At 70.9% G+C, this 10,830-nt stretch carries 11 protein-coding genes and 1 pseudogene; 6 read left to right on the plus strand and 6 right to left on the minus strand.

All coding sequences use genetic code 11. From position 1 onward, the window contains the following. Positions 1-25 precede the first annotated feature (25 nt). Entirely contained in the window at positions 26-1,189 is a 1,164-nt protein-coding gene (locus tag QR77_RS26195) for a cystathionine gamma-synthase (protein ID WP_040024531.1), read from the plus strand. A gap of 84 nt (positions 1,190-1,273) precedes the next feature. On the opposite strand, the gene QR77_RS26200 is transcribed toward QR77_RS26195, so the two are convergent. The 3 genes and pseudogenes from QR77_RS26200 to QR77_RS26210 form a co-directional block, all read right to left on the minus strand. Beyond that, complete coding sequence (locus QR77_RS26200; protein WP_040024532.1) at positions 1,274-1,525, minus strand: hypothetical protein; 252 nt, start codon at positions 1,523-1,525, stop codon at positions 1,274-1,276. After that, entirely contained in the window at positions 1,522-2,073 is a 552-nt protein-coding gene (locus tag QR77_RS26205; RefSeq protein ID WP_063798081.1) for a hypothetical protein, read from the minus strand. The genes QR77_RS26200 and QR77_RS26205 overlap by 4 nt, the downstream gene beginning before the upstream one ends. Before the next feature lie 248 nt (positions 2,074-2,321). Then, positions 2,322-2,810: pseudogene (locus QR77_RS26210) on the minus strand (MarR family transcriptional regulator); the annotation flags it as partial. A gap of 196 nt (positions 2,811-3,006) precedes the next feature. Between QR77_RS26210 and ilvA the strand changes: the two are divergent. The 3 genes from ilvA (at position 3,007) to QR77_RS26225 (ending at position 6,356) form a co-directional block, all read left to right on the plus strand. After that, complete coding sequence (gene ilvA / locus QR77_RS26215; protein ID WP_040024533.1) at positions 3,007-4,236, plus strand: threonine ammonia-lyase; 1,230 nt, start codon at positions 3,007-3,009, stop codon at positions 4,234-4,236. A 138-nt stretch (positions 4,237-4,374) separates the two neighbouring features. Then, positions 4,375-5,502, plus strand: a complete 1,128-nt coding sequence (locus QR77_RS26220) for an ATP-binding cassette domain-containing protein (RefSeq protein ID WP_078877150.1) — start codon at positions 4,375-4,377, stop codon at positions 5,500-5,502. Between the two features lie 56 nt (positions 5,503-5,558). After that, positions 5,559-6,356 (plus strand): ABC transporter permease, encoded by a 798-nt coding sequence (locus QR77_RS26225; protein ID WP_236711157.1) that lies wholly within the window; start codon positions 5,559-5,561, stop codon positions 6,354-6,356. Positions 6,357-6,481: 125 nt separating this feature from the next. Here QR77_RS26225 and greA read toward each other — a convergent pair whose 3' ends face one another. Next, positions 6,482-6,979: a transcription elongation factor GreA gene (gene greA, locus QR77_RS26230; protein WP_040024535.1), complete on the minus strand. Its 498-nt coding sequence runs from the start codon at positions 6,977-6,979 to the stop codon at positions 6,482-6,484. 253 nt (positions 6,980-7,232) lie between these two features. Then, on the minus strand, positions 7,233-7,640 hold the full coding sequence (locus QR77_RS26235; RefSeq protein WP_040024537.1) for a DUF4307 domain-containing protein: 408 nt from the start codon (positions 7,638-7,640) through the stop codon (positions 7,233-7,235). Between the two features lie 98 nt (positions 7,641-7,738). Between QR77_RS26235 and mca the strand changes: the two genes are divergently transcribed. Both mca and QR77_RS26245 read left to right on the plus strand, forming a co-directional pair. Next, the gene (gene mca, locus QR77_RS26240) at positions 7,739-8,620 is read left to right on the plus strand and encodes a mycothiol conjugate amidase Mca (protein ID WP_040024538.1); all 882 of its coding nucleotides are present in this window, start codon (positions 7,739-7,741) and stop codon (positions 8,618-8,620) included. A 1-nt stretch (position 8,621) separates the two neighbouring features. Then, positions 8,622-8,897, plus strand: a complete 276-nt coding sequence (locus tag QR77_RS26245; RefSeq protein WP_078877151.1) for a hypothetical protein — start codon at positions 8,622-8,624, stop codon at positions 8,895-8,897. 220 nt (positions 8,898-9,117) lie between these two features. On the opposite strand, the gene QR77_RS49115 is transcribed toward QR77_RS26245, so the two are convergent. Then, positions 9,118-10,830: tetratricopeptide repeat protein (locus QR77_RS49115; protein ID WP_040024541.1), on the minus strand; the 1,713-nt coding region annotated here is incomplete at its 5' end.

The raw sequence follows: 10,830 nt of genomic DNA on the forward strand, positions 1-10,830 counted from the left end.
CTCTCCGGCATTACCCTCGATTCCCATGAGCCACCAGCACATCAGCGAGCAGTACAACTTCGAGACCCGCGCCATTCACGCGGGCAATACCGCCGACCCGCTCACGGGCGCGGTCGTCCCCCCGATCTACCAGGTGTCCACCTACAAGCAGGACGGAGTGGGCGGTCTGCGCGGTGGTTACGAGTACAGCCGCAGCGGCAACCCCACCCGTACGGCGCTGGAGGAGAACCTGGCGGCCCTGGAGGGCGGCAGGCGCGGTCTCGCCTTCGCCTCGGGCCTCGCGGCCGAGGACTGCCTGCTGCGTACGCTGCTGTCGCCCGGCGACCATGTCGTCATCCCGAACGACGCCTACGGCGGCACCTTCCGCCTCTTCGCCAAGGTCGTCTCCCGGTGGGGCGTCGAGTGGTCGGTCGCCGACACCTCCGATCCGGCGGCGGTGCGGGCGGCGATCACCCCCCGTACGAAGGCGATCTGGGTCGAGACCCCCTCGAACCCGCTCCTCGGCATCACCGACATCGCTGGCCTCGCCGGCATCGCGCGCGCGGCGGGCGTGAAGCTCGTCGTCGACAACACCTTCGCGAGCCCCTACCTCCAGCAGCCGCTCGCGCTCGGCGCCGACGTGGTCGTCCACTCGACGACCAAGTACATGGGCGGCCACTCCGACGTCGTCGGGGGCGCGCTGGTCGTGGCCGACACCGAGCTTGGCGAGGAACTGGCCTTCCACCAGAACGCGATGGGCGCGATCGCGGGACCGTTCGACGCCTGGCTGGTGCTGCGCGGCATCAAGACCCTCGCCGTACGGATGGACCGGCACAGCGAGAACGCGACCCGCATCGCCGAGATGCTGGAACGCCACCCCCGCGTCTCGAAGGTCCTCTACCCGGGCCTGCCCGACCACCCGGGCCACGAGGTCGCGGCGAAGCAGATGAAGGCGTTCGGCGGAATGATCTCGTTCCTGGTCGGCGAGGGCGGCGAGAAGGAGGCGGTCGCGGTGTGCGACCGCGCCGAGCTGTTCACGCTCGGTGAGTCCCTCGGCGGTGTCGAGTCGCTGATCGAGCACCCGGGGCTGATGACCCACGCCTCGGTGGCGGGCTCGGCGCTGGAGGTGCCGGCGAACCTGGTCAGGCTGTCGGTCGGGATCGAGTCGGCCGACGACCTGATGGCGGACCTGAAGCAGGCGCTGGGCTGAGCCCTGTCCTGAGTGCCGGGCGTTCCCCGGTGGACCCGACGCACGCCGTGCGGCGGGTCCACCGGGGGTACGCGCCGGGGCGGGTCAGAAACCCTCCAACGGCGGAGTCGTTCCCGACGGCGGTGTGTACCAGGGCTCGGTGACCCACGCCCACACCGCGAACACGATCACGGCCACCACCAGCAGCGCCCACAGCGCCCGGCGCGCCGAGCGCCGCCGTCTGCGCCGCCGGATACCGCGCTCGGTGGCGCGCGGCACCAGATCGGCGGGGACGACCGGGTGCGGGAAGTCCAGCATCCGGCGTATCCCGTCCTCCTTGCGGCTCGCACCGCTCATGAGGCTGCCCCGGCGGCGGGCGCCGGGCCCTTGCCCCCCTGGTCCTTGTTGTCGTTCTTGTCCTCGCCCGTGCCTCGGTGGTCGTCCTGTCGCGTCCGGGGCGCCGGGTTCGCGGCCTCCCACAGGGTGGTGACGGCCCGCGCGCAGATCGCACGGGTTCGCTCCACCGGCAGCCCGATGAGCGCCGCCGTCTGCTCCTCGGCCGCGCCCTCGTACATGCGCAGCACCACGGCGACCCGCTCCCGCGCCCCGAGCGAACCGAGTACGCCGCCGCCCGCGTGCCGGCCGCGCTGCCAGGCCGTACGGACGAAGCGCGTGACGAGTTCCTGCCGGGTGCGGTCGTACGGGTCCTCGCCGCGCAGCCGGTCCCAGTCCGCGTACGTGGCGGCCAGCGCCGTGGCCAGCAGTTTCTGGGCACGCGGGGTTTCGGTGCGCGGCTCGCCCGTGAGCAGCGCCGCCACATGCAGGAGCCTGCCTGCCGCGCCCGCCACGAACGACTCGAATTCGCGGGCGCGGCGGCGATCCAGGGACGACTGCCGCTGTAGCACGCCCTTATATGAGGCCCGGCGGGGGCCCAGGGTCAAGAGGGCGTCGGCGGCTCCACCGGCGGGAGCTACTCGCCGGGCGCCGGAGGCGTACCGCCGTTCCCCGCCTCGGGCGTCTCCGAGCCGCCGGAGCGTCCCGAGGCGTCCGGCCCGTCGGATCCGTCCGAGCCGTCGGATCCGTCAGATCCGTCCGAGCCGTCGGCCGGACCCGGTGTGCCCGGCGCCTCCGGGACCTCGGCGGACTGCGCTCCGGCCTGCCGGACCGAGAGCGAGGTGTTGAACCGGGTCAGCAAGGTGGTGAAGGCGTCCCGCTCGTCCTCCGACCAGCCGTTGGTCACCTGCGCCATCAGTTCGCGCCGTGACGCCCGTACCTCTTCGAGGCGGGACTGACCGCGTGAGGAGAGCTGGAGGACGACGGCACGGCCGTCCTCCGGGTGCGAGGTGCGCTTGACCAGGCCGGTGTCGACCAGCGGCGCGACCTGCCGCGTCACGGTCGAGGAGTCGATGCCCATGCCGGCCGCGAGGGCCTTCACACCCATCGGGCCCTCCTGGTCGAGCCGGTTGAGCAGCAGGTAGGCGGCGCGGTCCATCGAGTTGCGGACCTGGCCGAGTCCGCCGAGCCGGGTCTGCTCGGCCCTCCGGGCGAAGACGGCCACCTGGTGCTGGAGGGCGTCGAGGAGACGCGCGTCGTCCGGCAGGCCGGACGACGTCTTCCCGGACGACGGCGCAGCGGAAGTCATGTCCTGAATCGGGGGCATGGCTGGGGGCTCTTTCGTGCGGGGGTCGGTTGGTGCAGGACAGAGTACGCGGCTGGCAGCCCAGTCGTACCTGCGCCGACCAAACCCATCAGGAGGGGGAGCTTCCGGGGAGCTTCTGAGGAGCTTCCGAGAAGGTTCCCGGCGGCCGTCACCGCGATGAGCTGCCAGACTTGCGGGCATGAGCTTCGGTACGCCCGCCCCTTCGCACACCCTGATCCTCGACGACATCCGAGGGGCGCAGAAGATGCTCGCCGGAGTCGCCCGGATGACCGCGCTGGAGGGCAGCAGGTATCTGACGGGACTGGTCGGCGCGCCGGTCCTGCTGAAGTGCGAGAACCTCCAGCGCACCGGCTCCTTCAAGCTGCGCGGCGCGTACGTGCGGATCGCGGGCCTGTCCCCCGAGGAGCGTCCCGCCGGGGTCGTGGCGGCCAGCGCGGGCAACCACGCGCAGGGCGTCGCACTCGCCTCCACGCTGCTCGGGGTGCGCTCGACGGTGTTCATGCCGATCGGAGCGCCGCTGCCGAAGGTCGCGGCCACCCGTGAGTACGGCGCCGAGGTGAGGCTCTCCGGGCAGGTCGTCGACGAGACCCTGGCCGCGGCGCAGCGGTACGCGCACGACACCGGTGCGGTCTTCATCCACCCCTTCGACCACCCGGACATCATCGCCGGACAGGGCACCGTCGGCCTGGAGATCCTGGAGCAGTGCCCCGAGGTCCGTACGATCGTCGTCGGCATCGGCGGCGGCGGTCTGGCCGCCGGGATAGCCGTGGCCGTGAAGGCGCTGCGCCCCGACGTGAAGCTGATCGGGGTGCAGGCGGAGGGCGCTGCGGCGTATCTGCCCTCGCTGCGGGCGGGCCGGCCGGTGTCGGTCGGGGCGCTGTCGACGATGGCGGACGGCATCAAGGTGGGCCGCCCCGGCGATGTGCCCTTCCAGATCGTCCAGGAGCTGGTGGACGAGGTCCGTACGGTGTCAGAGGACGAGCTGTCGAGCGCGCTGCTGCTCTGTCTGGAGCGGGCGAAGATGGTGGTGGAACCGGCGGGCGCGAGCCCGGTGGCGGCCCTGCTGAGCGACCCGAAGGCGTTCAGGGGCCCGGTGGTCGCGCTGCTGTCCGGCGGCAATGTGGACCCGCTGCTGATGCAGCGCATCCTGCGCCACGGCATGGCGGCGGCCGGGCGCTATCTGAGCCTGCGGCTGCGGGTGACCGACCGTCCCGGGGCGCTCGCGACGATGCTCGGGGTGCTGTCGGTGGCCGATGCCAATGTGCTCGACGTGAGCCACGCGCGGACCGATCCCCGGCTCGGCCTCGGCGAGGCCGATGTGGAACTGCACCTGGAGACCAAGGGGCCCGAGCACGCCGCCGATGTGGCGAGGGCGCTGGAGGAGGCGGGGTACCGGGTCCTCGGCTGAGCCGGTCCGGGGAGTGGGCGGGGCGGGCGGGGCGGAATCGCGCTTATCGTACTTACCGCGCCTGTCGGGCGTATGCGTGGCAATCGCCATAAGCTCGGGTGCGGGCACAGCCATCCAGCCACCCCGGGGAGAATCCACATGCCTGGCGCCATCTACGCCGAGGGCTTGGTGAAGACCTTCGGCGACGTGCGGGCTCTGGACGGCGTCGACCTCGACGTCCCCGAAGGCACCGTCCTCGGGCTGCTCGGGCCCAACGGCGCGGGCAAGACCACCGCCGTACGGGTCCTGACCACCCTGCTCCAGCCCGACAGCGGACGGGCGGTCGTCGCGGGCATCGACGTGGTGAAGAACCCGAACGAGGTCCGCCGCTCGATCGGCCTCTCCGGTCAGTTCGCCGCTGTCGACGAGTACCTCACCGGACGCGAGAACCTCAGGATGGTCGGCGAGCTGTACCAGATGCGCGGGCGTGCCGCGCGGGCGAGAGCCGTGGAGCTGCTGGAGCGCTTCCACCTCAGCGATGCCGCCGACCGTCCCGCCAAGACGTACTCCGGAGGCATGCGGCGCAGGCTCGACCTCGCCGCCGCGCTGGTGGTGTCGCCGCCCGTGATGTTCATGGACGAGCCGACGACCGGCCTCGACCCGCGCAACCGGCAGCAGCTCTGGGGGATCATCCAGGACCTGGTGGCAGGCGGTACGACGCTGCTGCTCACCACCCAGTACCTGGAGGAGGCCGACCACCTGGCGCACGACATCTGCGTGGTGGACCAGGGCAAGGTCATCGCGCGCGGCACCGCCGACGAGCTGAAGGCGCAGACGGGCGGCGAGCGGGTCGAGGTCGTCGTCCAGGAACCCGGCCAGATCGGCCCCGCGCGTACGGTCCTCGCGGCCTTCGCCGAGGCGGGCCGGGGCGATGACAGCCGCAGGAGCGGCGAGGACCTGGTCGCGGTCGTCGAGCACACCCGCAAGCTGACCGTACCGGTCACCGGTGGCGCGCGACTGCTCGCGGAGGTCATCAGGGAGCTGGACACCCGGGGCGTCGAGATCGACGACATCGGGCTGCGCCGGCCGACGCTCGACGACGTGTTCATCACGCTGACCGGCCACTCCGTCGAGGAGGGCGAGAAGGACGACGGGAACGGCGGGAACGGCGGGAACGGTGGTGGCGGCGAGAACGGTGGCGGCGGCGACGAGGGGCGCGGGAAGCCCCCGGCGGCCCGGGACCGGGACGGAGCGGGCGCGACGCCCGCCAAGGAGGCCGAGAAGTGACCCTGACCAGCGCACCCGAGCCAGGACGCCTCGCGGCGCCGGCACCCCGCGGCCGTATCCTCCACTCGGCACACGACTCCCTGGTGGTCGCCCGGCGGAATCTCATCCGCATGACCAGAATTCCCGAGGTTGTGCTTTTTGGCCTGATTCAGCCGGTGATGTTCGTCCTGTTGTTCAGCTATGTCTTCGGCGGCTCCCTGAAGATCGGCACCTCCACCAGCCCCCGGCTCTACCGTGAGTTCCTGATGGCGGGGATCTTCGCGCAGACCGTCACCTTCGCCACGGCCGGCGCGAGCGCGGGCATCGCCGACGACATGCAGAAGGGGCTCGTCGACCGGTTCCGGTCACTGCCGATGGCGCGCGGCGCGGTCCTCACGGGCCGTACGATCGCCGACCTCGTGCAGACCGCGCTGACGGTCGTCGTGCTCGTCGTCGTCGCCGTACTGGTCGGCTGGCGCATCCACCACGGCCTGCCCAAGGCGCTCGGCGCCTTCGGGCTGCTGCTTCTGCTCGGCTACGCCTTCTCCTGGATCGGGGCGCTGATCGGGCTGTCCGTCCGCTCGCCGGAGGCGGCGACCTCGGGCGGGCTGATCTGGCTGTTCCCGGTCACGTTCATCTCGAACGCCTTCGTGACCATCAGCGGGATGACGCCGTGGGTGCGGCACATCGCGGAGTGGAACCCGTTCAGCGCGACGGTGGAGGCGTGCCGGGAGCTGTTCGGCAACCCCGGGGTCTCGCAATCCGACGCCTGGCCGATGCAGCACCCGGTCTGGGCGTCGGTGATCTGGTCGGTGCTGATCCTGCTGGTGTTCCGGACGCTGGCGGTGCGCAAATACCGTTCGGCGGCTGTCTGAGCGGGAACAGCGGGAACGGGAGCAGCGGGAACGGAAACAGGGCCGGGGCGCCTCGTCAACGACGCGCCAGGGCCCTGTCCTGTCCGGTCTGTCCGGCTTCCCGCAGGTGACAGGTGGCAGTCGGCTCAGTCCGTGTACGGCTTGGCCGCGAGGATCTTCACCGAGGCCTTCTTGCCGTTCGGCAGCTCGTACTCCGCGTCCTGGCCGACCTTCTTGCCGTTCACGGCGGAGCCCAGCGGCGACTGCGGGGAGTACGTCTCGATCTCCGTACTCGCGTACTCGCGCGACGCCATCAGGAAGCTCAGCGTGTCGTCCTCGTCGCCGTCGAAGGCGATGGTCACCATCATGCCGGGCTCGACGATCCCGTTGTCGGCGGGCGCCTCCCCGACCTTGGCGTTCTCCAGGAGCTGGGTGAGCTGGCGCACCCGTAGCTCCTGCTTGCCCTGCTCTTCCTTGGCCGCGTGATACCCGCCGTTCTCGCGGAGGTCCCCCTCCTCACGGGCCGCCTCGATCTTCTTCGAGATCTCCGTGCGAGCAGGACCGGACAGGTGGTCCAGCTCGGCCTTCAACTGGTTGTACGCCCCTTGGGTGAGCCAGGTGACGTTCTCGCGGGTCTGGGTCACAGGTGCTCCTCGTAGGTACCGGAAAGACAAAGCGACGCCCTACTCAGAAGATTGTGCCTTCTTGAGTGGGCGAAACCACGAGCCTAACAATTTCGTGGCGCGAGGGGGAGGATAAAAGCCGTTAGAACCGCGTCGACCCAGGTCAGGGGCGGTGGCCCCGGGCGGGTTCGGCCGCGGTCCCTGAACGCGCCGCCGGGCCTGAACTCCGTAGGACAGGGTGACCGTCCGCCGCCGCGGCGGCGGGCCGGGTCCGTCAGCCGCTGTCGGTGGTACAGCCCACCAGCTCCGTGGCGGTCGCGGTCTCCGTCGTACGGAGGGTGACGATCTGGTCGACCTCGGTCTGGGACGGAGTGAAGTGCACGTCCTTGCGGCCCACCTCGGCGTGTCCGTCGTTCAGGGCGCGGAGCGTGCAGGTGCCCGTCGCGCCCTTGTCCTTGTGGACTTCGAGATGGACCTCGACCGCCGTGGCCGAAACCCGCTTGAACTTGATGACCTCGCCCGACACACTCGTGCCCGCTACGTAGTGATACCCGAACCAGGCGATCAGGACGACCGCCGCGGCACCGAAGACCGTGGCCACGATCCTGAGCCCGCGGTTCGCGTGCGCTCCGCCCGGCTGCCCGTAGCGGCCCGGGGGGAGCTCCTCGCGCGCCACGGCCATGATCTTTCCTCTCGGAGTGGGGATGCCGGAATTTTCCGCCCCTCGATATCCGTCACTATAGAAGCCGCCTAATGCGACGAATCACTGAGGACCGAGTCTTGACTGACCAGCTACGACTGATGGCCGTCCACGCCCACCCCGACGACGAGTCGAGCAAGGGTGCGGCCACCATGGCCAAGTACGTGTCCGAGGGGGTGGACGTGCTGGTTGTGACCTGCACGGGAGGCGAGCGTGGCTCCATCCTCAACCCCAAGCTCCAGGGTGACGCCTACATCGAGGAGCACATCCACGAGGTCCGCAAGAAGGAGATGGACGAGGCGCGCGAGATCCTCGGCGTCGAGCAGGAGTGGCTCGGCTACGTCGACTCGGGCCTGCCCGAGGGCGATCCGCTCCCGCCGCTGCCCGAGGGCTGCTTCGGTCTCGCCGACGTGGACGAGGCGGCGGGCCGGCTGGTCCGTTCCATCCGCGCGTTCCGGCCGCAGGTCATCACCACGTACGACGAGAACGGCGGATATCCGCACCCCGACCACATCATGACCCACAAGATCTCGGTGCTGGCCTTCGAGGCGGCCACCGACAAGGAGAAGTACCCGGAGGACGAGTTCGGTCCGGTCTGGGAGCCGCAGAAGCTGTACTACAACCAGGGTTTCAACAAGCAGCGCACGGTCGCGCTGCACGAGGCCCTGCTGGCGCGCGGCCACGAGTCGCCGTACGGCGACTGGCTCAAGCGCTGGGCGGAGGCCGACCACAAGGAACGGGAGCTGACCACGCACATCCCGTGCGCGGACTTCTACGAGATCCGGGACAAGGCGCTGCTCGCGCACGCCACGCAGATCGACCCGGACGGCGGCTGGTTCAGGGTGCCGATGGACATCCAGCGGGAGGTCTGGCCGACGGAGGAGTACGAGCTCGTGAAGTCGCGGGTCGATACCTCCCTCCCCGAGAGCGACCTCTTCGCGGGCATCCGCGACAATGCCTGATATGTATGCGACCCAGGCAATGACGCACTTCGTTCCACTCGCCGCGGACCTCGACGAGAACAAGGTGACGCCCGGTGTGCTCGGGTTCATCGTCTTCGCGGTGATGGCGGTGGCCGTATGGCTGCTGATGAAGTCGATGAGCCGCCACATGGGCAAGGTCGACTTCAAGGAGTCGCCCGACCCCAAGGCCGACCGGGCCGAGCGGCCGGACAGCGTGCGCGCGGGCGCCGGGCTTTCGAAGTCGGCACCCGCCCAGCGCACGAGCAGCGGTGAGTAGCAGCAGTTGATCAGTAGTCGTCGCAGAGCCGGGAGCAGCGGTAGCCGGTAGCGGCGGCTGGTGGCGGCGCTGAGCGGGGACGAAGGGCGGGCATCGCCCGTCAGGGCCCCATGACCCCGGCGGGGCGTCATGGGGCCATGGTGGTGTCCGGACCGTGGTGGTATTGGGCCGCAGCGGTGCCGGACCGTGGTGCTGCGGCTCTCCTGCCCCGGCTCCGGGGTCAGGCCGGCGCCGGGTCCACCCGTACGCCCATCACCTCGCGCGCGTGCCTGTTCGGGACCATGCCCAGCCGCCAGGCGCCCCAGCCGTCCTCCAGGGCGAGGCCGCGCTCCAGCATCACGGCGAACGCCTCGGCGCAGTCCTCCAGTTTGCCGTCGCGGGTGGCGTGGCGGGCCCGCAGGAGGTCGGACAGCTCCTGTTCGGCGACCACCGAGCCGACCTCGATGCCGCCGGCCGAGGCGTACGGCAGCAGGGTGCAGCGCAGGAAGCGGGACCAGTCGGCGCCCCGCTCGTCGCCGTACGAGGTGAACAGCGCCGTCGCCTCGTCGCAGAGCTGGAGCGCCTGCGCCGAGCGGTTGTTGCCCGCGTCGACGAGGGCGAGTTCCAGACATGTCCACGCCTCGCCGTGCGCCACCCCGATCCGGTGGAAGTCCGCGCGGGCGTCGACCAGCAACTGGCGGGCGAAGCCCGAGTTGCGGAGGTTGCCCGTCTGCGCGGCGCGCTGGTCGCGGGTGACGCGGCCCGAGTGGTGGCGGGCACAGGCGAGGCCGTACACGTCGCGCATCCGGGAGAACATCGTGCGGGCGCGCTCCAGTTCGCGTACGGCCTGGTCACGGTCGCCGCGCTCCTCCAGCGCCTGGCCCAGGTAGTAGCGGGTCCAGGCCTCGCCGCGCGCGTCCTCGTTGTCGCGGTGCCTGGACAGCGCCTGCCTGAGCTGGTCGGTGGCCTCGGCCGGATCACCGTCCACCAGCCGGCCGCGGGCGAGCTGGGTCAGGGCCCAGGCCTCGCCGCGGCCGTCGCGTGTCCTGCCGTACAGGTCGAGGGCCGCGCGCAGTTCGCCGTCGGCGCGGGGCACGTCGCCCATGCGCAGACAGACCTGGCCGAGCTGGAAGTGCGTCCAGGCCTCCCCGTGCACCGACTCGCTCTCGCGGTGCAGCACCAGCGCGGTGGCGAGCAGCGTGATCGCCTCGGCGAGATTCGCCCGGTCGCGCTCGACCGCGGCCAGCGCGTGCAGGGTCCAGGCGCGGTCGGCCGCCAGCTCGTCGGAGGACTGGAGTTCCGCCGCCTCGCGCAGCTTCGCCGAGGCTTCGACGAGATTGCCCTGGTGGTGCAGGGTGATGCCGAGCGAACACAGCGCGCGGGCCGCGCCCGCCTCGTGCCGCGCCTCGCGGTACAGGCCGACCACCGAGGTCAGGGTCGTCCTGGCCTTGTCCAGCTCGCCGAGCTGGCGGGCCGCGATGCCCGTACGCCACTGGACCGAGCGGACCAGCAGCCCCTGGTCGACCGCCTGCGTCAACTCGCTTATCTCACCGAGCCGGTAGAGGTCGCCGCGCAGCAGGCAGTAGTCGCAGAGCGCGCCCAGCAGGTTCAGCACGGCCTGCTGGTCGACGCCCTCGGCCCCCCGCAGCGTGGCCGTGATGAAGCTCGACTCGTCGTCCAGCCAGTGCAACGCCGCGTCCAGGGAGGTGAATCCGTGGGCTCCGGCCGCCGTCTTGAAAAGGTCGGCGCGGGTGGACGTCTTGCCGTCGACCATCCGGATCACGGAGTCGGCCAGCTCGCCGTAGTTGCGGATCAGCCGCTCCTGCGCCGCCGTACGGTCGGCGGCCGTCTCCTCGTCGAGCAGCCGCGCCTGCGCGAACGTCCTTACGACGTCGTGCAGCCGGTAGCGGCGGCCCCGCACATGGTCGATCAGGCCCGCCGACGCCAGCGTGGT

This window comes from Streptomyces sp. 150FB, assembly GCF_000818195.1.
Lineage (GTDB): Bacteria > Actinomycetota > Actinomycetes > Streptomycetales > Streptomycetaceae > Streptomyces.